The 26,341-nt window shown below is 72.6% G+C and carries 24 protein-coding genes and 1 riboswitch; of the genes, 8 read left to right on the top strand and 16 right to left on the bottom strand.

The window, feature by feature from the left end; translation table 11 throughout:
• Positions 1-50: 50 nt before the first annotated feature.
• The 3 genes from EUA98_RS14825 to EUA98_RS14815 all read right to left on the bottom strand — a co-directional run bounded on the left by EUA98_RS14825 (position 51) and on the right by EUA98_RS14815 (position 1,294).
• The gene (locus tag EUA98_RS14825; RefSeq protein ID WP_130103464.1) at positions 51-278 is read right to left on the bottom strand and encodes a heavy-metal-associated domain-containing protein; all 228 of its coding nucleotides are present in this window, start codon (positions 276-278) and stop codon (positions 51-53) included.
• 54 nt (positions 279-332) lie between these two features.
• Complete coding sequence (locus tag EUA98_RS14820) at positions 333-623, bottom strand: metal-sensitive transcriptional regulator (RefSeq protein WP_130103463.1); 291 nt, start codon at positions 621-623, stop codon at positions 333-335.
• A 122-nt stretch (positions 624-745) separates the two neighbouring features.
• Positions 746-1,294, bottom strand: coding sequence for a cob(I)yrinic acid a,c-diamide adenosyltransferase (locus EUA98_RS14815; protein WP_130103462.1), 549 nt, complete (start codon positions 1,292-1,294; stop codon positions 746-748).
• A 76-nt stretch (positions 1,295-1,370) separates the two neighbouring features.
• A riboswitch (cobalamin riboswitch) is annotated at positions 1,371-1,494 on the top strand.
• Positions 1,495-1,612: 118 nt separating this feature from the next.
• Here EUA98_RS14815 and EUA98_RS14810 point away from each other — a divergent pair.
• From EUA98_RS14810 to deoC, 7 genes are all read left to right on the top strand, one after another.
• Complete coding sequence (locus tag EUA98_RS14810; protein WP_130103461.1) at positions 1,613-2,287, top strand: hypothetical protein; 675 nt, start codon at positions 1,613-1,615, stop codon at positions 2,285-2,287.
• Between the two features lie 102 nt (positions 2,288-2,389).
• Positions 2,390-3,457: an energy-coupling factor transporter transmembrane component T gene (locus EUA98_RS14805; RefSeq protein WP_242511553.1), complete on the top strand. Its 1,068-nt coding sequence runs from the start codon at positions 2,390-2,392 to the stop codon at positions 3,455-3,457.
• Positions 3,454-5,280 carry an ABC transporter ATP-binding protein gene (locus tag EUA98_RS14800; protein ID WP_130103459.1) on the top strand — a complete coding sequence of 609 codons (1,827 nt, stop codon included), beginning with the start codon at positions 3,454-3,456 and terminating at the stop codon, positions 5,278-5,280. The genes EUA98_RS14805 and EUA98_RS14800 overlap by 4 nt, the downstream gene beginning before the upstream one ends.
• 83 nt (positions 5,281-5,363) lie before the next feature.
• On the top strand, positions 5,364-6,197 hold the full coding sequence (locus EUA98_RS14795) for an ECF transporter S component (protein ID WP_242511550.1): 834 nt from the start codon (positions 5,364-5,366) through the stop codon (positions 6,195-6,197).
• Positions 6,198-6,334: 137 nt separating this feature from the next.
• Positions 6,335-9,223: a vitamin B12-dependent ribonucleotide reductase gene (locus EUA98_RS14790; protein ID WP_130103457.1), complete on the top strand. Its 2,889-nt coding sequence runs from the start codon at positions 6,335-6,337 to the stop codon at positions 9,221-9,223.
• 211 nt (positions 9,224-9,434) lie between these two features.
• Complete coding sequence (locus tag EUA98_RS14785; RefSeq protein ID WP_130103456.1) at positions 9,435-9,914, top strand: hypothetical protein; 480 nt, start codon at positions 9,435-9,437, stop codon at positions 9,912-9,914.
• Between the two features lie 212 nt (positions 9,915-10,126).
• Positions 10,127-10,849 carry a deoxyribose-phosphate aldolase gene (deoC, locus tag EUA98_RS14780; RefSeq protein WP_242511549.1) on the top strand — a complete coding sequence of 241 codons (723 nt, stop codon included), beginning with the start codon at positions 10,127-10,129 and terminating at the stop codon, positions 10,847-10,849.
• 174 nt (positions 10,850-11,023) lie between these two features.
• Here deoC and EUA98_RS14775 read toward each other — a convergent pair whose 3' ends face one another.
• The 3 genes from EUA98_RS14775 to EUA98_RS14765 all read right to left on the bottom strand — a co-directional run bounded on the left by EUA98_RS14775 (position 11,024) and on the right by EUA98_RS14765 (position 12,765).
• On the bottom strand, positions 11,024-11,377 hold the full coding sequence (locus EUA98_RS14775; RefSeq protein ID WP_130103455.1) for a hypothetical protein: 354 nt from the start codon (positions 11,375-11,377) through the stop codon (positions 11,024-11,026).
• An 83-nt stretch (positions 11,378-11,460) separates the two neighbouring features.
• Entirely contained in the window at positions 11,461-12,195 is a 735-nt protein-coding gene (locus EUA98_RS14770; protein ID WP_130103454.1) for a SprT-like domain-containing protein, read from the bottom strand.
• A 156-nt stretch (positions 12,196-12,351) separates the two neighbouring features.
• Positions 12,352-12,765: a DUF5997 family protein gene (locus EUA98_RS14765; protein ID WP_130103453.1), complete on the bottom strand. Its 414-nt coding sequence runs from the start codon at positions 12,763-12,765 to the stop codon at positions 12,352-12,354.
• Positions 12,766-12,809: 44 nt separating this feature from the next.
• On the opposite strand from EUA98_RS14765, the gene EUA98_RS14760 reads away from it, so the two are divergent.
• Positions 12,810-13,877: a LysR family transcriptional regulator gene (locus EUA98_RS14760; protein ID WP_207219106.1), complete on the top strand. Its 1,068-nt coding sequence runs from the start codon at positions 12,810-12,812 to the stop codon at positions 13,875-13,877.
• Between the two features lie 21 nt (positions 13,878-13,898).
• Here EUA98_RS14760 and EUA98_RS14755 read toward each other — a convergent pair whose 3' ends face one another.
• The 10 genes from EUA98_RS14755 to EUA98_RS14710 all read right to left on the bottom strand — a co-directional run bounded on the left by EUA98_RS14755 (position 13,899) and on the right by EUA98_RS14710 (position 26,164).
• Positions 13,899-14,585, bottom strand: coding sequence for a response regulator (locus EUA98_RS14755; protein ID WP_130103452.1), 687 nt, complete (start codon positions 14,583-14,585; stop codon positions 13,899-13,901).
• Complete coding sequence (locus EUA98_RS14750) at positions 14,582-17,122, bottom strand: DUF4118 domain-containing protein (RefSeq protein WP_242511547.1); 2,541 nt, start codon at positions 17,120-17,122, stop codon at positions 14,582-14,584. The genes EUA98_RS14755 and EUA98_RS14750 overlap by 4 nt, the downstream gene beginning before the upstream one ends.
• Positions 17,119-17,814, bottom strand: coding sequence for a potassium-transporting ATPase subunit KdpC (gene kdpC / locus EUA98_RS14745; protein WP_130103451.1), 696 nt, complete (start codon positions 17,812-17,814; stop codon positions 17,119-17,121). Before kdpC ends, EUA98_RS14750 begins: the two co-directional genes overlap by 4 nt.
• Position 17,815: 1 nt before the next feature.
• Positions 17,816-20,038, bottom strand: coding sequence for a potassium-transporting ATPase subunit KdpB (gene kdpB / locus EUA98_RS14740; protein ID WP_242511546.1), 2,223 nt, complete (start codon positions 20,036-20,038; stop codon positions 17,816-17,818).
• Complete coding sequence (kdpA, locus tag EUA98_RS14735; protein WP_130103450.1) at positions 20,035-21,699, bottom strand: potassium-transporting ATPase subunit KdpA; 1,665 nt, start codon at positions 21,697-21,699, stop codon at positions 20,035-20,037. Before kdpA ends, kdpB begins: the two co-directional genes overlap by 4 nt.
• A complete protein-coding gene (kdpF, locus tag EUA98_RS14730) occupies positions 21,696-21,788 on the bottom strand; it encodes a K(+)-transporting ATPase subunit F (protein WP_130103449.1) in 93 nt (30 codons plus the stop codon). Before kdpF ends, kdpA begins: the two co-directional genes overlap by 4 nt.
• 309 nt (positions 21,789-22,097) lie before the next feature.
• Positions 22,098-23,486 (bottom strand): TrkH family potassium uptake protein, encoded by a 1,389-nt coding sequence (locus tag EUA98_RS14725; protein ID WP_130103448.1) that lies wholly within the window; start codon positions 23,484-23,486, stop codon positions 22,098-22,100.
• Between the two features lie 79 nt (positions 23,487-23,565).
• A complete protein-coding gene (locus EUA98_RS14720) occupies positions 23,566-23,823 on the bottom strand; it encodes a hypothetical protein (protein WP_130103447.1) in 258 nt (85 codons plus the stop codon).
• Positions 23,820-25,934, bottom strand: coding sequence for a ferrous iron transport protein B (gene feoB, locus EUA98_RS14715; RefSeq protein ID WP_242511545.1), 2,115 nt, complete (start codon positions 25,932-25,934; stop codon positions 23,820-23,822). The genes EUA98_RS14720 and feoB overlap by 4 nt, the downstream gene beginning before the upstream one ends.
• Positions 25,931-26,164, bottom strand: a complete 234-nt coding sequence (locus EUA98_RS14710; RefSeq protein ID WP_130103446.1) for a FeoA family protein — start codon at positions 26,162-26,164, stop codon at positions 25,931-25,933. Before EUA98_RS14710 ends, feoB begins: the two co-directional genes overlap by 4 nt.
• Between the last annotated feature and the right edge of the window lie 177 nt (positions 26,165-26,341).

The following is a 26,341-nucleotide window of genomic DNA, read 5'->3' as shown; positions in this document are numbered from 1 at the left end:
AGTGACGGTGGCTGGTGGGGGCGACGCGGGCGTGCTCGAGATGGGCACTGTCACTCCTTGGCGCCTTGCAACACGTAGCCCGCCTCGTCCACGGCCTCGCGCACGGCCTGCTCGGGCAGCGGCGACGCGCTCTGCACCGTCACGGTCGAGCTTCCGTCGACCACGAGGTTGATCGACACTCCGCTCACCCCCGGCAGGGCGGTCAGCTCGCTGGTCACCGCGCTGACGCAGTGGCCGCAGGTCATGCCGGTGACGATGTAGTCGGTCGTGGTGGTCATGTAACTCTCCCCTGGTGGTGATGTGTTGGTGTGAAGTTGGTGGTCGATCGGCGGTCAGCTGCGCACGAGCCGGGCGATGGCAACCGAGGCCTCCTGCACCTTGGCGTCCGCCTCGGCGCCGCCGGCGGCGAGGGCGGCTGCGACGCAGTGCTTCAGGTGCTCGTCGAGCAGCCCGAGCGCGAACGACTCGAGCGCCTTGGTGGCCGCGCTGACCTGGGTGAGGACGTCGATGCAGTAGGTGTCGGCCTCGACCTGGCGCTGCAGGCCCCGTACCTGGCCCTCGATGCGGCGCAGGCGCTTGAGCTGGGCGTCCTTCGTGGCGGCGTAGCCGGGCGAATGGTCCATCCGACCCTCCCTCGCTGACGACAGATACCCATGGGGGGTATATCCCTCACCTCCAATGTATGCCTCCGTGCACGGTGCTGTGTCACGTCACGTCACCTGTTCGGACCTCACTGCGATTCCGATCACGGTCGGCTGGCGGGCTCATCGACCTCGTCGGCCGCCCGGCGTGCCAGCACGAAGAGCAGGTCGGAAAGCCGGTTCAGGTAGCGCAACGTGTCCTGGCTGGCGGCGTGACCGTGCTCCTGCGCCCGCACCACGTGCCGTTCCGCCCGGCGGACGACCGTGCGGGCATGGTCGATCGCCGCGCCGGTCGGCGTCGCGCCCGGGACCACGAAGACCGGCCGCAGCGGTCGCTCGGCCACGAGCCGGTCGATGATCTCCTCCAGCTCGGCGACCATGTCCGGTGTGACCAACGAGACCCCGGCGGTGAGCCGCTCGCGCCGCTCGGGGTTGGCTGCCAGGTCGGCGCCCACCACGAACATCTCTCGCTGCAGGCGCAGCAGCAGCTCGGCCAGGTCCGGATCGCTGCAGCCGCTGCGGGCCACCCCGAGCAGGGCGACCGACTCGTCGACGTCACCGTTCGCGTCGACCAGCTCGTCCCCCTTCGAGACCCGGCCGCCGAGGAAGCGTCCGGTCGTGCCGTCGTCGCCGGTCTTGGTGTAGATGCGCATGCCCCATGATCGCCGTCGGCGAGCCCGGGTGCGGGCGTAGAATCGCGCAACCGGTCTGATCGCCGACCGGTTGCTCTGCGCTTCACCCGCCTCGTGCTCAGGGGAAGCCGGTCCGAATCCGGCGCTGACCCGCAACCGTAGGTCGTGACAGCTCGACCGTCACGACAAGCCGGAACGCCTGCTCGAGGCGATCGACTCCATCCGCCGAGGTCTGCGGGACGGAGTCCGGATCGTCGTCTTCCGCCCGCGCGACCGCTCCGGTCACGCCTCGGAGCTCGCGGTGCCGGGCCGTCGCCGACCGCTCACGAGAGGCACCCGGTGCGTAAGACCACGGCTGTCCTGTTCTTCACTTCCCTCCTCCTGCCCGCGTCCCTGGCGACCGCCGCCGGCGCATCTGCCGCCAGCCTGCCGGGCGAGGTTCCCGCAGCCGGCGCCTGCGCGGACGCGTCCGGGGTGACCGTCGTCGTCGACCTCACCGACCTCGGCGGTGACGTCGTCGTGAGCTGCGCCGACGGCGATCCCGCGACCGGGCGCCAGGCGCTCGTCGATGCCGGCTTCACCGTGGCCGACTCGACGCCCGGCATGATCTGCGCGATCAACGCCGCACCCGACCCGTGCCCCGAGACGTTCGACGGCTCGTACTGGTCCTACTGGTCGGCCGAGGCCGACGCCGACTGGACGGCCTACGCGGTCGGTGCCGGCTCGAGCGACCCGGTGCCGGGTGCGTTCGAGGGCTGGCGGTACAACGACGGCTCGACCGGACCGGGCCTCGCCCCGGCCGCGCTCGAGGCGGCGGACCCCGCCGCGGGGGCGGCGACCGAGACCGCAGCTCCGGCGGCTCCGGTCGCAGCCGACCCGAGCGACGAGAGCGGGTCGTCGTCGTGGGCGACCGTTGCGGGGCTCGGCGTGCTCGCCGTGCTGCTCGCCTCCGTCCTGGTCATGGTGCGGCGCCGCCGCGCCGCCGGGCAGCCCGACGACGACGGTCGCGGCTGAGCCCGGATGGTCGCGGTCGCGCCGGCGGTCGGGTCGCGCTCGGGGGAACCCACCCCCGGGCGGGACTCGACGCGCCGCCGGCCGACCGGGCGCGACCGATCTGTGCATCCGCTCGCGTGGTGGGCCTGGGCCCTCGGGCTGGCCGTGGCCGTCACCCGCACGACCAACCCGCTCGTGATCGGGATGTTGCTCGCCGCGACGGTCCTCGTCGTCGTGGTGCGGCGGGACGACTCACCCTGGGCCCGTGCGTTCGGCGCCTACCTCGTGCTCGGGGTCGCGATCATCGCCGTCCGCGTGGCCTTCTACATCCTGGTCGGGATCAAGGCAGGCGGCCCGGTGCTCCTCGACCTGCCGAGCATCGCGATGCCCGGGTGGGCCACGGGCGTCGAGCTGCTGGGGCCCGTGCACCTCACGGGTCTGCTCGCTGCTGTGTACGGCGGCCTCCGGCTCGCGGCCCTCATCGTGTGCTTCGGGGCTGCCAACGCGCTCGCGAACCCGAAGCGAGCCCTGCGGTGCCTGCCCGCGTCGCTGCACCACATCGGCACGGCCATCGTGATCGCCGTGACGGTGACCCCGCAGCTGGTGTCGTCGGTGGTGCGGGTGCGCCGCGCCCAGCGGCTGCGCGGCCAGGACGACCGGGGGCTGCGGTCCGTGCTCGCGTGCGCGCTTCCCGTGCTGGCTGACGCTCTCGACCGGTCGCTGGCCCTGGCCGCCTCCATGGATTCGCGCGGCTACGCCCGGTCCCAGTCCGGTCGCAGCGACGCGCGGATCACGGCGGCGCTGCTGGTGTCGCTCGTCGCCGCGGCCCTGGGCACCTACGGCCTGCTCGACGGGACCTCACCCGACTGGCTCGGGCTCCCGCTCCTCGCGGCGGGCGCGGTGATCGCCGTCGGCGGCTCCGTGCTCGCGGGACGCCGGGTCCGGCGGACCCGGTACCGGCCCGACCCGTGGGGTCTGCCGGAGAGTCTCATCGCCGCGTGCGGGCTGGCGGTCGCGTTGCTGCTCGCCGGCGCGCTCGGGATGAGCCCGGACGGACTGGATCCGTCGCTGAGCCCGCTCACCTGGCCGAGCGTTCCGCCGGTCGCCCTCGTGGCGACCCTGCTCGCCGCCGCGCCGGCAGTGCTTCGCGCCACGGACCCGGGCGCCGTCCGGTCGGGCGGGTCCCGATGATCGCGTTCGAGCAGGTCGGAGTGACCTACCCGGGGCAGTCGGGACCCGCGCTGCGCGACATCGATGTGCGCGTCGAGGAGGGTGAGCTCTGCCTCGTCATCGGGCCGACCGGGGCGGGAAAGTCGACCCTGCTGCAGGCCGCCTGCGCTCTGGTGCCCCACTTCACGGGCGGGCTGCTGTCCGGCCGCGTCCTCGTCGCGGGCCGGGACACGCGCGACCACCGGCCGCGCGACCTGGCCGACGTCGTCGGTGTGGTGGGTCAGGATCCGCTCGCCGGCTTCGTCACCGACTCGGCCGAGGAGGAGCTCGCGTACGGCATGGAGCAGCTCGGGCTGTCACCGGGCGTCATGCGTAAGCGGGTCGAGGAGGTGGTCGACCTGCTCGGGCTGGGCGACCTGCGTGGTCGGCCGCTCGCCGACCTGTCCGGAGGGGAGCAGCAGCGGGTCGCGCTCGGCGCCGTCATGACGAGCCAGCCGCGCGTGCTGGTGCTCGACGAGCCCACCTCCGCGCTCGACCCCGCGGCGGCCGACGAGGTGCTCGCCGCCATCACTCGACTCGTGCACGACCTCGGAGTCACCGTGCTGCTCGCCGAGCACCGCCTCGAACGCGTGGTGCAGTACGCGGACCGGGTGATCAGCCTGCGCGGCGACGGGACGGCGTTCGACGGGCCGCCGGCCGAGGTGCTCGCCAGCTCGCTGGTCGTGCCGCCGATCGTCGAGCTCGGTCGGCTGGCGGGGTGGGACCCGCTGCCGCTGTCCGTGCGGGACGCCCGACGGCGAGCGGCTCCGCTGCGGGCCCGGCTCGCGGGCTCGATCGCGCTGGTCCCGACGGCGAAGCCCGGCACCGGCCCGCGATCGGCGGAGCGCGCCCCGGTGTCGGCGCCGGTCGGCCCGGCGTCGTCGAGCCCAGCCGTGGGTGCCACGGCGAGCGAGCCCCCGGCGACAGCGCCGCTGGGCGCGCCGGCGCTCACGGTGCGCGGCCTGCACGTGCGCCACGGGCGGGTGCATGCCGTGCGCGGCGTCGACCTGGACGTGCGGGCCGGCGAGATCGTCGCCGTGATGGGACGAAACGGGGCCGGCAAGTCGTCGTTGCTCTGGGCGCTGCAGGGCTCGGGCCCGCGCTCGGGGGGTTCCGTGCGGCTCGCCGCGCGTGGTGACGGAGTGCGGCTCGCCGCGCGTGGTGACGGAGTGCGGCTCGCCGCGCGTGGTGACGGAGCGCACCTTCCCGCGGGGGATGTCGACCCGGCGACGCTGCGCCCGTCACAGGCCCGTCGGTGCGTCGCGCTCGTACCGCAGACGCCGTCGGACCTGCTCTACCTGGATTCCGTGCACGCCGAGTGCGAAGCAGGCGACGCCCAGGGGCAGGCCACCACGGGCGCCACCCGGAGCCTCCTTGCCCGGATCGCCGGCGCGGTGCCTGCCGGTGCCCACCCGCGGGACCTGTCGGAGGGGCAGCGGCTCGCGCTCGTGCTGGCGGTGCAGCTGGCGGCGGGGCCGCCCGTGCTGCTGCTCGACGAGCCCACCCGTGGGCTCGACTACGCGGCCAAGCGGCGGTTGACCCAGGTCCTCGCGGAGCGGGCCGCCGCCGGTGTCGCCGTCGTGCTGTCGAGCCACGACGTCGAGTTCGTGGCGGGGTGTGCCAGCCGGGTGATCGTGCTGGCCGACGGCGATGTCGTCGCCGACGGCAGCACGCGGGACGTGCTCGTGGCCTCGCCGGTGTTTGCCCCGCAGGTCGCGAAGGTGCTGCACCCGCTCGAGCTGCTCACCGTCGACGCGGTGCGTGCTGCGCTCGCCGGTGACGCGATGGCCGCGGCGACCCGATGAGCCGGCCAGGCGGCTCCGCGGTGGGGGTGACGGCGCCGGAGGCGAGGACGCGCGCGGTGCCAGCGGCGCCAGCAGGGCCAGGAGTGTCAGCACCTCCGGCGGTGCCGGCGGTGCCGGTGACGCTGCGCACCGCACTGGTGCTCGCGCTCGCCTCCGCCGTGGGCGTCCTGGCGTTCTGCTGGCCGCTCCTGATCGACCCGAACCAGGCCCTGGCGCAGGGCACGGATGCACCGCTCGTGCTCGCTGTCGTGCTGCTCTCGGTGCTCTCCGTCGTCTTCGTCGCGCTCAGTGACGGCGGGATCGACGTCAAGGCGATCGCGATGCTGGGGCTGCTGTCGGCGGTGGGTGCGGTGCTGCGGCCGCTGTCCGCCGGGACCGCCGGCGTCGAGACGGTGTTCCTCGTGATCGTGCTCGGCGGGCGCGTGTTCGGCCCCGGCTTCGGGTTCGCCCTCGGGTCGACGACCCTCTTCGCGTCCGCCCTCCTGACCGGCGGGGTGGGCCCGTGGCTGCCGTTCCAGATGCTCGGCGCCTCCTGGGTCGGGCTCGGAGCCGGGCTCCTGCCCGGCCGCCTGCGGGGCCGTGGCGAGGTGGCGGCGCTCGCGGGCTACGCCGCTGTGGCCGGGCTCGCGTACGGGGTGGCGCTGAACATGTCCTGGTGGCCGTTCCAGCTGGGCGGGGACACGGCGCTGTCGTTCGTGGCCGGGGACCCGCCGGTCGAGAACCTGCGCAGGTTCTGGCTGTTCAGCATCGCGACGTCGCTCGGCTGGGACGTCGGTCGAGCGATCACGACCGCGCTGGGCGTCGTCGTCGTCGGCCGACCGGTCCTGGCGATCCTGCGCCGCGGCGCGACGCGCGCGGTTTTCATGACCGCCGCAGCCGCCGCGGACACCGGAAAGCGCCCGCGAACTGGGTCTTGATCCGCCCCGACACGCCGTCGGAGAAAAACTCCGTCGAGGTCCCGCCGCCGCCCTCGCACACCACATATAGTGGTGCACCGGAAACGAGTAACCACAAGTAGTGGTAGGTCACATCGAATCCGTCCTAGGGAGATGGCATGAGCAAGACGTCGCAGGCAGCCGGGCAGACCGGGACGAACGGTGGCGAGGGCACCCGGAATCCGGCGCTGACGATCGGTCGCGTGTTCACCACCGCAGGGGTCCATCCCTACGACGACGTGGTCTGGGAACGTCGCGACATCCTCCAGACGAACTGGAAGTCGGGCGAGACGATCTTCGAGCAGAAGGACGTCGAGTTCCCCAAGTCGTGGTCGCTCAACGCGGCCACCATCGTCACGACCAAGTACTTCCGCGGCGCCGTCGGGTCCGAGACCCGCGAGTGGAGCCTCAAGCAGCTGATCAACCGCGTCGTGCTCGCGTACACCAAGGCCGGGGTCGAGAACGGCTACTTCGCCACCGACGCCGACGCGGAGATCTTCGAGCACGAGCTCACCTGGATGCTCGTGCACCAGGTCTTCTCGTTCAACTCCCCGGTGTGGTTCAACGTCGGCACGCCGTCGCCGCAGCAGGTCAGCGCGTGCTTCATCCTCGCCGTGGACGACACCATGGACTCGATCCTCAACTGGTACCGCGAGGAAGGCCTGATCTTCAAGGGCGGTTCCGGCGCAGGCCTGAACCTCTCGCGGATCCGCTCGTCGAAGGAGCTGCTCTCCTCCGGCGGAACCGCGAGCGGCCCGATCTCGTTCATGCGCGGCGCCGACGCGTCCGCGGGCACCATCAAGTCGGGTGGCGCCACGCGTCGCGCGGCCAAGATGGTCGTGCTCGACGTCGACCACCCGGACATCGAGGAGTTCGTCGAGACCAAGGCCCTCGAGGAGGGCAAGATCCGCGCCCTGCGCGAGGCCGGCTACGACATGGACCTCGGTGGCAAGGACATCATCTCGGTCCAGTACCAGAACGCGAACAACTCCGTCCGGGTCACGGACGAGTTCATGCACGCGGTCGAGAAGGGCACCGGCTTCGACCTCAAGGCCCGCCAGGACGGCCGGGTGATCGAGACGGTCGACGCCAAGGGTCTGTTCCGGAAGATCTCCCAGGCCGCGTGGGCCTGCGCCGACCCGGGCATCCAGTACGACGGCACGATCAACGACTGGCACACGAGCCCCGAGTCCGGCCGGATCACCGCGAGCAACCCGTGCAGCGAGTACATGCACCTGGACAACTCCTCGTGCAACCTGTCGTCGCTCAACCTCCTGGCGTTCCTGCGCGAGGACGACACGTTCGACACCGAGCGGTTCGTCAAGGCAGTCGAGCTCATCATCACCGCGATGGACATCTCGATCTGCTTCGCCGACTTCCCCACCGAGGCCATCGCCGAGACCACGCGTGCCTTCCGCCAGCTGGGTATCGGGTACGCCAACCTCGGCGCGCTGCTGATGGCGACCGGGCACGGCTACGACTCCGCCGGTGGGCGCGCGCTCGCCGCGTCGATCACCTCGCTGATGACCGGCACCGCGTACAAGCGTTCCGCCGAGCTGGCCGGCGTCGTCGGCCCGTATGACGGCTACGCCCGCAACGCCTCCGCACACCAGCGCGTCATGCACAAGCACGCCGACGCGAACGCCGCGCTGGTGACCATCGACTCGATGGACACCGAGATCCACGCCGCGGCGACCGCGCAGTGGCAGGAGAGTCTCGCCCTCGGCGAGGCGAACGGGTGGCGCAACGCCCAGGCGAGCGTGCTCGCCCCGACCGGCACCATCGGCTTCATGATGGACTGCGACACGACCGGCATCGAGCCGGACTTCTCGCTGGTCAAGTTCAAGAAGCTGGTCGGCGGTGGGTCGATGCAGATCGTCAACCAGGCCATCCCCCGGTCCCTCAAGCAGCTCGGGTACACAGCCGAGACGATCGAGGCGATCGTCGAGTACGTCGCCGAGAACGGGCACGTCGTGGACGCGCCCGGGTTGCAGCCGGCGCACTACGAGATTTTCGACACCGCGATGGGTCGCCGGTCGATCGCCCCGATGGGGCACGTCAAGATGATGGCCGCCGTCCAGCCGTTCCTCTCGGGCGCCATCTCCAAGACGGTGAACATGCCGGAGAGCGCGACGGTCGAGGAGATCGAGGAGATCTACTACGAGGGGTGGAAGCTCGGCCTCAAGGCGTTGGCGGTCTACCGCGACAACTGCAAGGTCGGCCAGCCGCTCTCCGACAGCAAGGACGCCCCGGCCGAGGCGTCGACGACGGCGAGCAGGGCGCTGGCCGCTGCGGCCGCCCTCGCGTCAGCTGCAGCCGCCCCCGTGCGGCCCGTGCGCCGGCGGCTGCCCAAGTCCCGCCCGTCGATCACCACCTCCTTCACGGTGGGGGGCGCGCAGGGCTACCTGACGGCCGGTTCCTACCCGGACGACGGCCTCGGTGAGGTCTTTCTCCGGCTCGGCAAGCAGGGGTCGACCCTGGCCGGGGTGATGGACGCCTTCTCGATCGCCATCTCGATCGCCCTGCAGCACGGGGTGCCGCTGGAGACGTTCGTGCAGAAGTTCACCAACCTGCGCTTCGAGCCGGCCGGCATGACCGACGACCCGGACGTCCGGATGGCGCAGTCGATCATCGACTACATCTTCCGCCGGCTCGCCCTCGACTACCTGCCCTACGAGACCCGTGCCGGCATGGGGATCCACACGACCGAGGAGCGCACGCGGCACCTCGACACGGGTTCCTACGAGTCGCTCGAGAACGATGATCTCGAATCGATGAACCAGACCACCGGTTCGGCGCTCACGTCCCAGCCGGTCGTGGCCACGCCGACGCCGGTCGTCCCCGCGGTGCACCCTCGGCCCGCGATCCACTCCTCGATGGAGCTGTTCGAGCTGCAGCAGGGTCGCACTGCCGACGCCCCGCTGTGCTTCTCGTGCGGGATCAAGATGCGTCCGTCGGGCTCGTGCTACGTCTGTGAGGGTTGCGGCTCCACCAGCGGCTGCAGCTGAGAATGGGTAGCTGAGATGGCCCCGGTGAGCTGACGCTCACCGGGGCCATCTCATGTCCGACGTCGGGGACCGCGTCGGTGGCAGCGCGTCACGCGGGTGTCGCCCAGATCATCAGCACAGACCGGGGCATTTCGCGCGACACTTCAAGGAGAGGGCCGCGAGCAACGGTCCCCCAGCGTCCGCGCTCGGTACCGAGGAAAGGGGCAGCAGGATGGCGAATCACGAGGCCGCCGGAGGCACGTCCGACCGGGGCCGCTCGGGTCCCCGATTCACGGCCACTCACCTGATGGAGGTGGCGCGGCACGGTGACACGGCAGCGCGCCTCGACGTCGCCGGCGACGCGAACATGCCCGCAGAAGGAGTTGCGCTGCTTGCACGGGACCCCGATCCAGGGATCCGCGGGGCACTGCTCGCCAATGAGGCCGTGCCGCAGGTCGCGCTCGAGGAGATGCTCGAGCGCTTCCCCGAGATGCGCGCGCAGATCGCGACCCACCCGCACGCACCCATGAAGCTCATGGAGGCGGCGCCGCTCGGCACGCACACCCCCGTCTCGCTCGACAGCTACCTGCGACGTCGGGCCGCGTCCGACGCCCAGAGGAGCGCGCTGCTCGATGCGCACGCACGAGCTCACGGGCAGCAGGCGCCCGTCACCTTGGGTGACGCGTGGGCACAGGCGAAGCAGGCCACGTAGTACGCCGCCGAACCATGGCGGGCGAGCGCCGGTGGCGAGAGCCCGTCATCCTCGCCTCGCCGTCCACGGGCCGGGGCGTGACCTGGAGGTCCGCGCCCGGCAGGCGGCTCGTCGCGCCCTATCATGGACAGGCCGGGCGAGGGACCGCGCCCGGTGAAGATCGGCTGGATCGAGTGACTGCTCTCCGGCTGGAACCGCTCTAAGGAGATCTTGTGACCAGTTCTGAGCACGCCCCCGAATCGACGCCGATCGCACGCGACGAGCTCGCGCGGATCGTCGACCACACGCTGCTGCTGCCGCAGACGACGGCGGCCCAGGCGAGTGCGTTCGTCGCCGAGGCGCAGCGGCTCGGCGTCGGTGCGGTGTGCCTGTCCCCCTCGCTGCTCCCGGTGAGCGCCGACGGTCTGCGCGTTGTCGCCGTCTGCGGATTCCCGGCGGGTACCCACCACACCGAGATCAAGCGCGCCGAGGCCGCGCGGTCCGTCGCCGACGGCGCCGACGAGGTCGACATGGTCATCAACCTGGGGCTCGTCGCGGCGGGCGACTGGTCGGGTGTCGAGGCGGACATCGCCGCCGTGCGGTCCGCCGTGCCCGCCCCGCACCTGCTCAAGGTGATCATCGAGTCCGCGCTGCTCACGGACGAGCAGATCGTCGGCTCGTGCCGGGCGGCGGAGTCCGCCGGTGCCGACTTCGTCAAGACCTCGACCGGGTTCAACCCGGCCGGCGGCGCGAGCGTGCACGCCGTCGAGCTCATGGCCCGCACGGTGGGCGGCCGGCTCGGGGTAAAGGCCTCGGGCGGCATCCGCACGGCCGCTGCCGTGCAGGCGATGATCGACGCCGGCGCCACCCGCCTCGGGCTGTCGGGCACCGCCGCGATCCTGGCCGAGCTCGACGGCGCCACGGCGGCCGTACCGTCAGGCTCCGACCAGTACTGAGCCGACAGGCTCCGACCAGCACCGAGCCGACGGTCTGCCACCAGTACTGAGCCGTCTGGAGCGCAACGACACCCGGCCCCGGATCGCACGAGTGCACGATCCGGGGCCGGGTAGCACGCGCCGGCGGTAGGTAGCTCGCCTGAGCCGTCCGTCGTCCGTCGTGGTCGTTAGTCGTCAGTCGTCCGCGCCGTCGATCCCGGACGCGCGGAGCCGGTCGGCCTCATCTGCCGTGCCGGGATCCGGGTTCGTGATTCCGGACACCGACGCCGGCTCGTCCAGGCCTTCCGAACGGAGGCGATCGGCATCGGTCTCGGTGCCGGGGTCCTCGTTGATGTTCCCGGACACCGACTTCGGTTCGTCCAGGCCTGCAGAGCGGAAGCGGTCGGCGTCCGTCTCGGTCCCGGGGTCCTCGTTGCGACCGCCGGTGACCGAGTCCGGCTCATTGAGCGCGTCGGCTTTGAGCTTCTCCGCCTCCGTCTCGTCGCGCTGCCGGCCGGTGAGGCCCTCGGGGTTTACGTGAGACACCATGACGCACTCCTTCGTGTGGTCCTGTCTTGTGCTCCTGACGCTAGACCTGTCACCCCCTAGCCCGCCCGCGCGCAGCCGACGGACTAGCGCAGAAGGGTCCGAACCAGGGCGAACGGAGCCGTCACCGTGCCGACCCGGGTGCGCACGTGATAGCGGGTGCGACCGCGCTTCTCGATCCGACCGGTGAGCCCGGCGTACTTGCCCGCGCCGTGCAGGACGACCACCGTCCCGACGGGCAGCGGCGTCTGGCCCGACAACCGGGGCCGGGTCGCCGAGCCCTCGCCGCGCTGGGCAGCCGTCGACCGGTCCCGCTCCTGGGTCGCCCGGATCCGCGCCAGCTCGGTCTCGTACGCCGCGGACAGCGGCACCGTGCGACCGTGCAGCCGCCAGTCGACCAGGTGCGCGGGGTCGAAGTTCGGGCCGCACAGCAGGCAGGAGGCGGGCCGGGTCGGCCGGCGATGCCTGGTGACCTGGTGACCACGCGCGCACTCGCCGACCCACGGCGCGGGCGGCCGGGGCGCGTGGGCGCTTACGGACCGCGTGCCGTCCCCGCCGATGGACAGTGCGGTCGCGCGCCAGACGGCGTCGTGGGCGTGCCCCGGCCCGGTCAGGGCGTGGGCGATCTCGTGGAGGATCGTCTCGCGGACCAGATCGGGCGGGTGCAGCGCGGTGAGCACCCGGCTCAGCCCGATCTCGCGGCGGTCGTACCGGCACACCCCGGCCCGGGTGCGCGCGTGGTCGAAGACCAGCCGCCATCCCGTCAGCCGGTGGTGCCCCATGAGCTGGGTAGCCAGAATCCGTGCCTCGTCGATGTCCATCGTGCCTCCTGCGTCCGCACCCGATGCGATGTGCGGAACGTTAGGTGGGGCCACCGACATGGTGGGCGATCGCCGGTGACGACCGGACGACCGCGCGCGTCCTGCCCCGGCGAGCAGCGTCGTCGTCGGAGGTCACGACGTGCCGCCGTCGAGCGCTCAGCGCGTGGGGCGCGGACCGGTCGGACGGGACCGGCGCTCGGCGTCACGCGCCGCGACGCGCTCGTCCTCGGCTCGCACGTCGGCCTGGATCGCCCGCTCCCGCACGAGCCACGCCGGCGGCTTCTGGCTCAGCTCGACGATCTCGGAGGTCAGCAGCGGCTCGGTGATCCCGCCGCGCACGAGCCCGGCGATGGAGACACCCAACCGGCTCGCCACCACCTCGCGGGGGTGCGGGCCGTTCTCGTGCAGCTCCTTGAGCCACGCGGGCGGGGTGGTCATCAGCCCGGCGAGCTCGGATCGGGTCACCGCCGGGGCGTCCCGGAAGGACTCCGGAGCTGCTGCGAGGTGGATGCCCAGCTTCTTCGCAGCCGTCACCGGCTTCATGGTCTGCTGAGTCTTGGCCGAGGTCATCCCGTCATGATATCCGCCAGCCTCGCCTAGCCTGGGACCACACCGTGCCATCCGAGCCGGGCGGGAGCGAGGAGCAGGCCGTGGACGTCGATCTGGTGAGGCTGCGATACCTCGCCGCCGTAGCCGACCATCTGCACTTCGGCCGGGCGGCGGCGGCGCTGCACGTGGCCCGCCCGACCGTCAGCCGTGCGCTCCTCGAGCTCGAGGCCGAGCTCGGCGTCGAGCTGTTCGTGCGTCCGTCCGAGCGCACCGAGCTCACCCCGGCCGGTGTGGAGCTCCTCGAGCAGGCCCGGCTCCGGATCGCGCAGGACGACCTCGCGCAGGCCGCTCCCCGCAGCGACGACGACGCCCCCGAGCCGTTCACGATCGGCATCATGCCCGGCGTCACGGTCTCCAAGTGGACCCGGCTGTGGGCCGATCGCAAGCCCGACGCCCCGCTGAAGGTGGTGCGCACCGATGTAGAGAACCAGGTCAGCGCCCTGCACGCCGGAATTGTCGACGTGAGCTTCGTCCGGCTGCCCATCGCGCAGGCCGGCCTGAGCACGATCGCTCTCTACGCCGAGCTCCCGGTGGTGGTCGTCCCGAAGGACCACCCCGCGACCCTGCTGGACATGGTGACGGTGGCCGATCTGGTCGACGAGCACCTGCTCCAGGACCCGAACACCGTGCCCGAGTGGCGCGATGCGGCCGCGACCGGACGCACCGTCGAACGGCGCCCGCTCCCGGCGATGCGGACGATGGCCGACGCCGTCGCGCTCGTGGCCGCCGGGATCGGCGTCGTGATCGTCCCGCAGTCGGTTGCCCGGATGAACCATCGCAAGGATGTGACGTATCTCCCGGTGGTCGACGTCGCCGAGTCGCACGTCGCGCTGGCGTGGCTCGCCGACCGGACGACCCCGGAGATCGAGGAGTTCATCGGCATCGTGCGGGGCCGGTCCGCGCAGAGCTCGCGGGCCACCCCCACCCCGGCCCGTGACGCCGGCGCCCGCTCGGCCGAGCCGGCGGCCGGGCGCTCCCGGGCGTCGGGCGGCGGCGGCGGTGCGAAGCGCCCGGCCCCGTCGGCGCGCAAGCCGGCCAAGGCCGCGCCGAAGTCCCGTCGCGGCCGGCGGTAGCCGGGTCGCCCGGCCGACCGGTCAGGTGGTTTCGAAGATGTAGCCCATCCCCGGCTGGGTGATGATGTGCCGCGGGTGCGCGGGATCCTGCTCGAGCTTGCGACGCAGCTGCGCGGTGTAGACGCGCAGGTAGCCGGTCTCGGTCGTGTAGGACGGTCCCCAGACCTCCTGCAGCAGCTGCACCCGGCCCACCAGCTTTCCCCGGTTGCGCACGAGCACCTCGATGAGTGCCCATTCGGTGGGGCTGAGGCGCACCTCGACCCCGGAACGCAGGACGCGCCGCCTAGCCAGGTCGATGCTGAGGTCGCCCGCCTCGACCACCGCATCGGTGAGGTCGCCCGGGGTCGCCCGGCGCACGGCCGCGCGCAGCCGCGCGAGCAGCTCGTTCATCGCGAACGGCTTGGTCACATAGTCGTCCGCGCCCGCGTCGAGGGCCTCGACCTTGTCCTCGCCGTGCTGACGGGCCGAGAGCACGACGATCGGCACCCGGCTCCAGCCGCGGATCCCGGCGATGACGTCGAGCCCGGAGAGATCGGGCAGCCCGAGGTCGAGGAGCACGACGTCGGGGTGGCAGCTCGCCGCCAGGTCGAGCGCGTGGGCGCCGTCGGCGGCGGTGCAGACCTCCCAGCCGTGCGCGCGCAGGTTGATCGCCAGGGCGTGGACGAGCCCAGGCTCGTCGTCGACCACGAGGATCCGGGACCCGGTCATGACAGGTCCTCGACCGCGAGCGGGACCGCGAGCACCATGGTCAGGCCGCCGCCGGGGGTGTCCTCCGCAGCGAGGTCCGCGCCGACGGCGGCCGCGAGCCCGCGCGCGACGGCGAGCCCCAGACCCAGCCCGCCGGGGGACGAGTCCCCGAGGCGCTGGAACGGCTCGAACATGCGCTCCTTGAGCTCGTCGGTCAGGCCGGGACCGGTGTCGACCACGCGCAGCTCGAGGCTGCGCCGGGTGGCCGAGCCGGTGACCCGGACCGGGACCCCCGCGGGCGAGTGACGGACGGCGTTGGAGACGAGATTGGCCACCACCCGCTCGAGCAGCCCGGGGTCGGTGCGCACGAACGGCAGCGTCTCGGGCGCATCGACGAGCACGTCTCCCGGAGCGAAGTCCGCCACCGCCAGCGGCACGACCTCGTCCATGCTGGTTGCTCGCAGCACGGGGCGCACGCTGCCCGTCTGCAGGCGGGACAGATCCAGGAGGTTGTCGATCAGGCGCTCCAGGCGGGCCGTCGCGTCGTTGACCGTCCCGACGAGGACTGCCGTGTCGGCTGCGTCCAGCTGCATGTCCGGCGAGACGAGGCCGTCGATCGCGGTGCGGATCGTGGCGAGCGGGGTGCGCAGGTCGTGCGACACCGCGGCGAGCAGCGCGGTGCGCGCCACATCGGCCTCCGCCGCCACCCGGGCGCGCTCGGCCCCCTCCCGCAGGCGCCGGTACTCCAGCACGACGCCCGCCTGGGCCGCGAAGGCCTCGAGCACCCGACGGTCGCTGGCCGGGAGCACCCGACCGTCCAGGGCGAGCACGCGACGGGGGTCGATGGTGACGACCGTCTGGGCCTGGTCGGGGCTCCGGGCCGGGGCCGTGCCGGCTGCGGCCAGCGCGCGCCACGGGCCGCGATCGGAGTCACGCTCCAGCAGGGCGACCCCGGAGAGGTTGAACGTCTCGCGCAACCGGTCGACGAGCGCCTGGGTGGTGTCCTCGCCCGAGAGCACCGACCGGGACACCGCCGCCAGCGCGGATGCCTCCGCCCGCGCCCGGAACGCCTGGCCGGTCCGACGGGCGGCCAGGTCGACGACGGAGGCCACGGCGGCGGCCACCACCACGAAGACGGCCAGCGCCAGGACGTTCTCGGGGTCGCCGATCGTGAGGAACCCCGTCGGCTGGGTGAAGAAGTAGTTGAGGGCCAGGAAGCCGGTGATCGCGCTGACGATGGAGGGCCAGAGCCCGCCGACGAGGGCGACCGCGACCGTGAGCGCGAGGTAGAGCATGAGCTCGGTCGGCAGGGCGATCTGCGCTCGAGGGAGTAGCAGGAGGGCGGTGAGCGCGGCCGGACCGGCCACGGCGAGCGTCCAGCCGGCTACCGTCCGTCGCGCCGAGAGTGGCGTCGGGTGCGCCGAGGGTCGCCGTCCGGCCCGTGCGCCCGCGTGGGTGACGAGGTGCACGTCGATGGTCTCGGCGAGCCGGGCGATCTCCACGCCGTTGCTCTCCGACAGGGCTTCGCGGAACCGGTTTCGCCGCGAGACGCCCACGACGATCATGGTCGCGTTCACCCCCGTCGCGAAGTCGACGACAGCCGAGGCCACCTCCTCCCCCACCACGGTGTGCAGCACCCCGCCGAGCGACTCGACCAGGGCGCGCTGCGCGGCGATCGCGGCCGGCGGGGCGCTCGGCAGCCCGTCGGTGGCCAGCACGTGCACCGCCAGCAGCTCCGAGCCCGCTGCCCGCTGGGCGATCCGGGCACCGCGCCGGATGAGGGTCTCGCTCTCCGGCCCGCCGGTCACGGCCACGACGACCCGTTCGCGGGCCGGCCAGGTTCCCTCGATGCGGTGGTCCCGGCGGTAGGTCAGGAGCGCGTCGTCGACCCGGTCGGCGAGCCAGAGCAGCGCCAGCTCACGCAACGCGGTGAGGTTACCGAGCCGGAAGTAGGACGACAGCGACGCGTCGATCTGCTCCGCGCGGTAGATGTTGCCGTGCGCGAGCCGACGACGCAGGGCCGACGGCGGCAGATCGATCAGCTGGATCTGGTCGGCGTCGCGGACCACGTGGTCGGGAACCGTCTCGCGCTGCCGCACACCGGTGATCGCCACGACCTCGTCGTTCAGCGACTCGAGGTGCTGGACGTTGACCGTGGTGACCACGTTGATGCCGGCGTCGAGCAGCTCGTGCACGTCCTGCCAGCGCTTGGGGTTGCGCGAGCCGGGGACGTTCGTGTGCGCGAGCTCGTCGACCATCGCGACCTGGGGTGCGCGTCGCAGCAGCGCGTCGAGGTCGAGCTCGGTGAACTCGACGCCCTGGTGCTCGAGCACCCGGCGCGGCAGGATCTCGAGCCCCTCGAGCTGTGCCGTGATCGCGGCACGGCCGTGGGTCTCGACGAGTCCGACGACGACGTCGGTTCCCCGGGCCGCGCGCCGATGCGCCTCGTCGAGCATCGCGTAGGTCTTCCCGACCCCCGGCGCAGCACCGAAGTAGACCGTCAGCCGACCCTTCCGGGCCCGGTCGGGGGCGGCGTCGTCCGCTTCGGGTGTGCTCACCGGCCCATTGTCTCCAGTGCGAGGTTCAGTTCGAGCACGTTCACGCGCGGTTCGCCCAGGAGCCCCAGGTCGCGACCTCGGATCGCGCCCTCCACCAGTGCGTCGACGTCGTCCGCCGGCAGGTTCCGCGCCACGGCGACGCGGGCGGCCTGGAGGCGGGCGTAGGCGGGCGAGATCTCCGGGTCGAGGCCGGACGCCGACGCGGTCAGTGCATCCGCGGGGACCGCGGCCGGGGCGACGTCGTTCTCGGCCGCGACCCGTGCCCGGCGCTGCTCCACCGTCGCCAGCAGGTCGGGACTGAGCGGGCCGAGGTTGGAACCCCCGGAGGCGAGCGGGTCGTAGCCCTCGCCCGCCTCCGAGGGCCGCGGGTGGAACCACTCGGGCCCGTCGAACCGTTGCCCGATCAGTGCCGAACCGACGACGTCGTCGTCCGCGAGCGACCGCGCACGGCCGCCGTCGGCGGTGACGAGCGAGCCGTTCGCCTGCCAGGGGAAGGCCACCTGCCCGACGGCGGTCACCGCGAGCGGGTAGGCCACCCCGAGCAGGAGCGTGAGCGCGATCAGGACCCGTGCGCCCGCCCAGGTCTGGCGGGTGAACGCGACGGCGGTCGCGCCACCGGAGCGGGAGGTGCGCCCCGACGACACGGCCTGGTGCGCAATCGTGGACGGAGTGGGGCTCGGTGTGGTGGTCATGTCAGCTGATCCCGGGGAGGAGGGAGACGAGCAGGTCGATTGCCTTGATGCCGACGAACGGCGCGATGAGGCCACCGGCGCCGTAGAGCAGCAGGTTCCGACGCAGCATCACGGCGGCGGCCGCCGGGCGGTAGCGCACCCCCCGGAGGGAGAGCGGGATGAGCGCGATGATGATGAGCGCGTTGAAGACCACCGCCGAGAGGATCGCGGACCGGGGGCTCGACAGCCCCATGACGTTGAGCACCTCGAGCTGGGGAAACACGAGCACGAACATCGCCGGCAGGATCGCGAAGTACTTCGCGACGTCGTTGGCGATGGAGAACGTCGTCAGCGCCCCGCGGGTGATCAGCAGCTGCTTGCCGATCTGCACGATCTCGATGAGCTTGGTCGGGTTGGAGTCGAGGTCGACCATGTTCCCGGCCTCCTTCGCCGCGGTGGTGCCGGTGTTCATCGCCACCCCGACGTCGGCCTGCGCGAGGGCAGGGGCGTCGTTCGTGCCGTCCCCCGCCATCGCGACCAGGCGCCCACCGGCCTGCTCGCGGCGGATCAGCGCGAGCTTGTCCTCCGGGGTGGCCTCGGCGAGCACGTCGTCGACCCCGGCCTCGAGGGCGATCGCGCGGGCGGTGACCGCGTTGTCGCCCGTGACCATCACGGTGCGGATCCCCATCGCCCGCAGCTCGGCGAACCGCTCGCGCAGCCCCTGCTTGACGACGTCCTTGAGGTGCACGACCCCCAGGACCCGCGCAGGCGCCGACCCGAGCTGTTCGGCCACGACCAGCGGAGTGCCGCCCGACGCGCTGATCGCGTCGACGATGCGGGCCGTGTCGGGCCCCGCATGCCCCCCGGTCGAGTGCACCCACGAGGTCACCGCCGCCGCGGCACCCTTGCGGATCCGCCGGACCCCGTCCTGGCTCCCGCCGTCGGGACCACCAGACCGAGGCCCCTGTCCGCCCGCGGGGAGGTTCAGCCCGCTCATCCGGGTCCGGGCGGTGAACGCCACCAGCTCGGCGCCCACCAGCTCGCCCGACTCGCGTGCACGCAGCCCGTGCCGTTCCTTGACCAGCACGAGGATGCTGCGCCCCTCGGGGGTCTCGTCCGCCATGGACGACAGCTGGGCGGCGTCGGCAAGGATCGCCGGCTCCACCCCCTCGACCGGGATCAGCTCCGCCGCCTGGCGGTTCCCGAGCGTGATCGTGCCGGTCTTGTCGAGCAGCAGCACGTCCACGTCGCCGGCGGCCTCCACCGCGCGTCCGGACATCGCCAGCACGTTGCGCTGCACGAGGCGGTCCATCCCGGCGATCCCGATCGCCGAGAGCAGAGCGCCGATCGTCGTCGGGATGAGGCACACGAGCAGGGCGACGAGCACCAGGAGCGACTGGCGCGCGCCCGAGTAGACGGCGAACGGCTGCAGCGTCGCGACGGCGAGCAGGAAGATGATCGTCAGCGACGTGAGCAGCACGTTGAGGGCGACCTCGTTGGGGGTCTTGCGGCGCTCGCTGCCCTCGACCAGCGCGATCATCCGGTCGACGAAGGTGTGGCCGGCCGGGGCCGTGATGCGGACCACGACGCGGTCCGAGAGGACCGTGGTCCCGCCGGTGACCGCCGAGCGGTCCCCGCCGGACTCGCGGATGACGGGGGCGGACTCGCCGGTGATGGCCGACTCGTCGACGCTGGCGATGCCTTCGATCACGTCGCCGTCGCCGGGGATCGTCTCGCCGGCAGCGACGACGACGACGTCGCCCACGTGGAGCGAGGCGGAGGGCACCTCGGTCGTCGGCAGCGCCGCGAGGCCGCCGGTGTACTCGAGGATGTCCTGCGGGGCGGTGACCTTGCGGGCCGTGGTCTGCGCCTGCGAGGCGCGCAGGCTCGCGGCCTGAGCCTTGCCGCGGCTCTCCGCGACCGACTCGGCGAGGGTGGCGAACACCACCGTGGCCCACAGCCACGCGGTGATCGACACCGCGAACACGCCGGGGCTGACGACGGTGAGCACCGTGCAGGCCGCCGCGCCCACCTCGACGACGAACATCACCGGGGAGCGGCGCAGCTCGCGCGGGTCCAGCTTGCGCAGCGCCGCGGGGAGCGCGACCGCGAGCTGCCGGGGGCCGAGCCCCTGGCGACCGGTCGCCCGGCGCCGGACCTCGGCCCGGGGCGACGGGCTCGCGTCGCTGCTCATGGGGCCGACCGGCTCCGCCGGGTCCGCCGGGTCCATCAGGGTCGAGCTCATGCCAGGGCCTCCGCGATCGCACCGAGGGAAAGAACAGGGATGTAGGTCAGGCCGACCAGGACGAGCGCCACGACGACCAGCAGACCGACGAACAGCGGCCCGTGGGTCGGCAGGGTCCCGGCGCCGGCGGGGGTCGTCGTCTGCCCGGCGAACCGGCCGGCGAGCGCGAGGACGAGGGCGATCGGGACGAACCGGCCGAGCAGCATCGCCAGCCCGAGCGCGGTGTTGTAGAACGGGGTGGCCACGGCGAGCCCGGCGAAGGCGCTGCCGTTGTTGTTGCCGGCCGAGGTGAACGCGTAGAGGACCTCGGACAGCCCGTGCGGCCCCGCGTTGAGGATCCCGGCTCGGCCGTCCGGGGTGGCGATCGCGACCGCCGTCCCGACCAGGATGATCGCGGGCACGGTCAGCACGTACAGCGCGACGACGGTGATCTCCGGCCGGCCGATCTTCTTGCCCAGGTACTCCGGGGTGCGCCCGACCATCAGACCGGCGAGGAACACCGCGACGATGGCGAGCACCAGCATCCCGTACAGGCCCGACCCCGTGCCGCCCGGGGAGACCTCGCCGAGCATCATGTTGAACAGGGCCACGCCCCCGCCGGGGGCGGTCAGCGAGTCGTGCGTCGCGTTGACCGCGCCGGTCGAGGTCGCCGTGGTCGAGGCTGCGAACAGCGCGCTGGCGGCGAGCCCGAACCGGGTCTCCTTGCCTTCCATCGCGGCCCCGGCCGCCTGCGGCACCGCTCCCGGCCCGGAGAGCTCGGCCCAGGTCAGCAGGCCGACGGCCACGAGCCACAGGGTGCCCATCGCGGCGAGGATCGCCCACCCCTGGCGCCGGTCGCCGACCATGATCCCGAAGGTCCGGGGCAGGGAGAACGGGATCGCCAGCAGCAGGAAGATCTCGAGCAGGTTGCTCACCGGCGTCGGGTTCTCGAACGGGTGGGCCGAGTTCGCGTTGAAGAAGCCGCCCCCGTTGGTGCCGAGCTCCTTGATGGCCTCCTGGGACGCGACCGGGCCGCCGAGCAGGTGCTGACCGCCGCCGGCGAGGGTGGTGACCTCGGTGTGGGCGGCGAAGTTCTGGATCACGCCCGTCGCGATGAGCGCGAGGGCGGCGACGACGGCGAGCGGCAGCAGCACGCGCACCACGGCCCGCACCAGGTCGGACCAGAAGTTGCCGACCCGACCGCCGCCGCCGGACCGGGCGAAGCCCCGGATGAGGGCGACGACCACCGTGATCCCCACCGCCGCGGAGGCGAAGTTCTGGACCGTGAGCCCGGCCATCTGCAGCAGGTGCCCCGCGGAGACCTCACCGGAGTACCACTGCCAGTTCGTGTTGGTCGTGAACGAGACCGCGGTGTTCCAGGCCCCCGCCGGGTCCATCGCCGGCGCGCCGAGCGACAGCGGCAGGCGGTCCTGAAGGCGCTCGAGGCCGAAGAGCAGCAGCACCGACGCGAGCGAGAAGCCGAGCAGTGACAGCAGATACATGCTCCAGCGCTGGTCGGCGTCCGGGTCGACCCGCAACGCGCGGTAGCCGGCCCGCTCGATGCGCAGGTGCCGCGGGGACATGAACACGTGCGCCAGGTAGCCGCCGAGCGGGAGGTGCACCGCGGCCAGGGCAGCGACCAGCACGAGGATCTGGCCGACGGCGATCCACGGGGCGCTCATCGGGTCGAGTCCGATCGCACCAGGGCCACGAACAGGTACACGAGCAGCGCGGCTGTGATCGCCAGGCCGGCCCAGTCCTCGCCGATCATGTCCGGTCCCGTGTCCGTGCGACGAGCGCCACTGCCGCGAAGAAGACCACTGTCAGCACGAGGTAGGCCACGTCGGCCATGTCACACAACCCTTTGACGACGGGCGGTCCGGGCGAGTTCCGACCAGACCGGTGAGCAGCGCTCACACCACCGTTCGTACCAGCGCCCTAGCCGTCCGGGCCCGGGCGTTGACGGGTTCTTGACGCCCCACCCGGCGTTCTTGACGCATCCTCTACGCCTGCGGCGTCGGGACGCGGCACGCGACCCGGTCAGTGCCACCCGACACGTCGGCGGGTGCATCGACGCGACTCAGCCGATGAGGGGGCGGCCCTCGGCCCGGCGGTACAGGCGGTGGCTCTCGCGCAGGACCAGGGCCGACGCCAGCGTGATCGGACCGAGACGACCGGCGTACATGAGAGCGATGAGGATCAGCTGGTGCGCGGGAGCGAGGTCGGCCGTGATCCCGGTCGACAGGCCCACCGTGGCGAATGCGGAGACCACCTCGAAGAGGATCTGGTCGAGCGTGTAGGGGCTCGACATCGCGATCGTCAGCGTGGCGACCACGACGGCTGCGACGCTCAGCAGCGCCACGCTCATCGCCTGCCGGATCGTCTGGGCCGACATGCGCCGGTCGAAGATCGTCACGTCGGGGTCGCCGGTGATCTCGGCGTAGATGGCGATCAGCAGCACGGCGAAGGTCGCTACCTTGATGCCTCCCGCGGTGCCCGCGCTGCCGCCGCCGATGAACATGAGGATGTCCGTGCCCAGCAGGGTGCCGGTGTTCATGGCGGACGTGTCCACGCTGTTGAAGCCCGCGGTGCGCGGCATGACGCCCTGGAAGAACCCCGCGAGCAGCTTGCCGCCGGTGTCCAGCGGGCCGAGCGTCCCGGGGTTCGCCCACTCGGCCGCGAGCACGAACCCGGTCCCGCCCACGAGCAGCACGGCCGTCATGAGCAGGGTGATCTTGGTGTGCAGGCTCCAGCGTCGAGGCCGATTGTGCTGCCGGACGACCTCGAGGATCACGGGGAAGCCGAGCCCGCCGACGATGACGGCGACGGCGATGGGCAGGCAGATCCAGGGGTCGGTGGCGAACCCGATGAGGTTGTCGCTGAAGAGCGCGAAACCGGCATTGTTGAACGCCGACACGGAATGGAACACCCCTAGCCAGAGGCTGCGACCGATCGGCTCGTCGTACGCGGTCGCGAACCGGAGCGCGAGCACGACGGCGGTGCCCGCCTCCACGACGAGGCTGACGCGGGCGACCCCGATCAGGACCGAACGGACCTCGCCCAGGCCGACGCTCTTCGTCTCGGCGGCCGCCAGCAGGCGGGTACCGAGACCGAGCCGCCGGGAGATCAGCAGGGCAAGCACCGACGCCAGGGTCATGACCCCGAACCCGCCGATCTGGATGAGCACGAGGATGGTGACCTGCCCGAAGACCGACCAGGCGGTGACGGTGTCCACCACGGCGAGCCCGGTCACGCAGACCGCCGACGTCGCCGTGAACAGCGCATCGAGCGGGGTGACCCGACCGGGTCCGGCGTGGGCGACGGGCAGGGTCAGCACGAGGGTGCCGAGGACGATCAGGAGGCCGAACCCGACCACGATGAGGCGGCCCGGTCGGCGGATGCCGGGGCGGGCTCGGCGTCGGGGGGCGCTGTGCTGCCGTGGCGTCGCGGGCGGGCGCGGGGCGGGCATCAGCTGCGGACCTCACGGCGGTCGGGGTGCTGGGCGCGGTCGGCGTCCACGGCGCCCGAAGCCGGGCAGGGACGTGAGCCTAGCCGGGGATCCTGCGGTTGCCGAGCCGGGGCCCGGACGCGACCAACGGGCACCCGGTGCACCCGCTGGGCAGGTCCGGCCCCGTGGGGCAGCCCGAACCGCACCCCTGCCCGGCCACGGCGAGCACCCCGAGACGCTCCGCGTGGTCGAGCACCGCGAGCACGAGCGGCATCGGCAGGCGGAGCCGCCCGGCGACCTGCGCCGGGGTCCCGCCGCGGGTCGCGACGTCGTCGAGCACGTCGGCCCAGGCGCTCACAGCCGGGAACCCACCTGGAACACGGCGACCGCCAGCGCCCAGGCGACCACGAGCTGAACGCCCAGGGCGCTCGCCGTCGGCCGCCACCCGAACAGTCGTCGCTGCTCGGCGAGCACGGCGACGCACGGGGTGTAGGCGAGCACGAAGACCATGAACGCCAGCGCGGCCGCGCCGCCGTGGCCACCGGAGGACTCGTCGAACGTGTCGCGCAGCCGGTCCCCGAGGCTTCCGGCCACCGACGGGTCGCCCGGCTCGTCGACGGCGAAGGACTGGGCGAAGGAACCGACCACGACCTCCTTGGCCACGAAGCCGGTCATGAGAGCCGCGGCCGCATGCTCGTTGCCGAACCCGGCCGGCGCGAGCACCGGTGCGATCCCGGCCGCGATCTCGCCGTACACACTCTCCTTGATCGGGACGTCACCGATCGTGTGCTGCCCGGACGCGGGCAGCGCCATCAGCACCCACACGACGAGCATGGTCGCCACGATGAGCTTTCCGGCGCCGACGACGAACGCGCCGACGCGCATCCGGACCGACATGCCCAGGGTGCGCAGGTGCGGATGCTGGTACGGCGGGAGCACCAGGATCAGCGGCCCGGCGTGCACGTCCCGGAACGCCGTCCGGCGCAGCAGCAGGCCGGCGCCGAGCACCAGCAGCACGCTGAGAACGTACATCCCGAAGATGACGGTGCCCGCGTGGCGCGGGAAGAAGGCCCCCGCGAGCAGGATGTAGACCGTCAGGCGGGCCGAGCAGGACGTGAGCGGGATCAGCAGCCCGGTCAGCAGCCGCTGGCGGGCGTGCGGCAGCGTGCGGGTGGCGGCGAAGGCGGGCAGGTTGCAGCCGAACCCCACGATCAGCGGCAGCAACGCGCGCCCGTCCAGGCCGAGGGAGCGCATCGCCCGGTCGGCCACGAACGCCGCCCGGGCCAGGTAGCCGGAGTCCTCGAGGACCCCGAGGGCCGCGAACATCACCGCGATGACCGGGACGAAGGTCAGCACCGTGCCGATGCCGGCGAGCAGCCCGTCGACGAGGAACCCCTGGATCCAGGTGTCGCCCAGCCCGACCGCGCCGAGCAGCGCGGTGAGCCCCCCGGCCACCGGTCCGCTGACCAACCGGTCGATCAGGTCGATCAACGGCGCCGCGACCCGGGTCGTGAGCTCGAAGAGCACCCACACCACCGCGAGGAACACGGGGATGCCCGCCCACGGGTTGAGCAGGACGCCGTCGACCCGGTCGGAGAACGACCGTCGCGGGGAGGCGCTCGTGGCCGGGCGGTCCCCGGGAGCCGCGTCGGGGGTCAGCGCGGCGGTGACCCGGGCCACGGCCTGCTCCACCCACGCGAACAGGGCCTCAGCGTGCGCGAGCTCGAGCGTCAGGTCCGCGCCGACCATCCCGGACCGGGCCGGCGCCGGCGCCGGCGGGTCGCCCGCTGTCGCGCAGCCGCAGGACGGTGCCGGCGCGGCGAGGTTCAGGTCGGTGACCTGCCGGGGGTGCGCGGCGACCGCGTCGACGGCGCGGGCGAGCTCGAGCACGCCGTCATCGGCCCGGTTGCGCGCCTCTACCGGGACGACCGGCACGCCGACGACTCCCTCGAGGACCGCGGCCAGCGTCTCGGGCGGCACGTGCGACGTGGGCGAGCCGGTGGCGGCGGCGAGGTCGAGCATGGTCAGCGCGACGACGACCGGGACACCGGTCTCGGCCACCTGCGCCAGCAGGTACAGCGACCGGGCGAGGGCCGTGGCGTCGAGGACGAGGACGACGACCCCCGGCGTGCCGGCCTGGGCGCCCGCGTGCTGCGCCAGCTCGCGCACGGCATCCGCGCTGACCTGCTCATCGGCCGAGCGCGCCAGGAGGCTGTAGGTGCCCGGCAGGTCGACCACAGCGCGCTGCACGGCCGGGCGACCACCGGCGACGGCCGTGCGCCAGCTCCCGGTGGCCAGCTCGACGGTGGTGCCCGGGGCGTTGGTGGTGTGCTGACGTGCACCCGTGAGCGCGTTGAACAGGGTCGACTTGCCGACGTTCGGACCCCCGACGAGCAGCACCCGGGTCGGGGCGGCTGCCCCGGGGGCGAGCACAGGGAGCGGCAGCGGCGCGGTGCCGTGACAGCTCACGGCCGGCCCGCGAGGGCCTCGACGTCGATGAGCCCCGCCGTCCCGCCGTCGAGCGCGAACCGCGATCCCGCGACGGCGACCACGCGTCCCCCGAACGCCGCGCGCTGCGACACGTACGCCAGGGTCCCGAGCCGGATCCCCATCTCGCTCAGCCGGAGGGCCGCCGGCGCGGACAGCCGCACGGCAGTCACCCGGAAGCTTGCGCCCACTGGGCTCTCGTGCAGCGTCATGCCCTCACGGTAGTGGTGAGGTAAGCCTTACCTCGGGGACCTAAGGCCCGCTCTCGGAGCTGGTCGCCGGGGTGGAGTCGGGTCGATTCACTCGTACACTTGTAGTGTGTCGCTTAGCGTGGATATGATGAGCGTGTGGAGATACCAAAATGCGGGGATAAGCGCCACACGGGCGCG

This window comes from Pengzhenrongella frigida, assembly GCF_004168625.1.
Classification (GTDB): Bacteria; Actinomycetota; Actinomycetes; order Actinomycetales; family Cellulomonadaceae; genus Pengzhenrongella; species Pengzhenrongella frigida.
This window is presented reverse-complemented; position numbering and strand designations above follow the sequence as displayed.

What these genes read in the sequence shown, in the direction of transcription:
- EUA98_RS14825 (WP_130103464.1), bottom strand. Translation starts at nt 278, where the DNA reads ATGACCACCACGACCGACTACATCGTCACCGGCATGACCTGCGGCCAC.
- EUA98_RS14820 (WP_130103463.1), bottom strand. Translation starts at nt 623, where the DNA reads ATGGACCATTCGCCCGGCTACGCCGCCACGAAGGACGCCCAGCTCAAG.
- EUA98_RS14815 (WP_130103462.1), bottom strand. Translation starts at nt 1,294, where the DNA reads ATGCGCATCTACACCAAGACCGGCGACGACGGCACGACCGGACGCTTC.
- EUA98_RS14800 (WP_130103459.1), top strand. Translation starts at nt 3,454, where the DNA reads ATGATCGCGTTCGAGCAGGTCGGAGTGACCTACCCGGGGCAGTCGGGA.
- EUA98_RS14790 (WP_130103457.1), top strand. Translation starts at nt 6,335, where the DNA reads ATGAGCAAGACGTCGCAGGCAGCCGGGCAGACCGGGACGAACGGTGGC.
- EUA98_RS14785 (WP_130103456.1), top strand. Translation starts at nt 9,435, where the DNA reads ATGGCGAATCACGAGGCCGCCGGAGGCACGTCCGACCGGGGCCGCTCG.
- EUA98_RS14775 (WP_130103455.1), bottom strand. Translation starts at nt 11,377, where the DNA reads ATGGTGTCTCACGTAAACCCCGAGGGCCTCACCGGCCGGCAGCGCGAC.
- EUA98_RS14770 (WP_130103454.1), bottom strand. Translation starts at nt 12,195, where the DNA reads ATGGACATCGACGAGGCACGGATTCTGGCTACCCAGCTCATGGGGCAC.
- EUA98_RS14765 (WP_130103453.1), bottom strand. Translation starts at nt 12,765, where the DNA reads ATGACCTCGGCCAAGACTCAGCAGACCATGAAGCCGGTGACGGCTGCG.
- EUA98_RS14755 (WP_130103452.1), bottom strand. Translation starts at nt 14,585, where the DNA reads ATGACCGGGTCCCGGATCCTCGTGGTCGACGACGAGCCTGGGCTCGTC.
- kdpC (WP_130103451.1), bottom strand. Translation starts at nt 17,814, where the DNA reads ATGACCACCACACCGAGCCCCACTCCGTCCACGATTGCGCACCAGGCC.
- kdpB (WP_242511546.1), bottom strand. Translation starts at nt 20,038, where the DNA reads ATGAGCTCGACCCTGATGGACCCGGCGGACCCGGCGGAGCCGGTCGGC.
- kdpA (WP_130103450.1), bottom strand. Translation starts at nt 21,699, where the DNA reads ATGAGCGCCCCGTGGATCGCCGTCGGCCAGATCCTCGTGCTGGTCGCT.
- kdpF (WP_130103449.1), bottom strand. Translation starts at nt 21,788, where the DNA reads ATGATCGGCGAGGACTGGGCCGGCCTGGCGATCACAGCCGCGCTGCTC.
- EUA98_RS14725 (WP_130103448.1), bottom strand. Translation starts at nt 23,486, where the DNA reads ATGCCCGCCCCGCGCCCGCCCGCGACGCCACGGCAGCACAGCGCCCCC.
- EUA98_RS14710 (WP_130103446.1), bottom strand. Translation starts at nt 26,164, where the DNA reads ATGACGCTGCACGAGAGCCCAGTGGGCGCAAGCTTCCGGGTGACTGCC.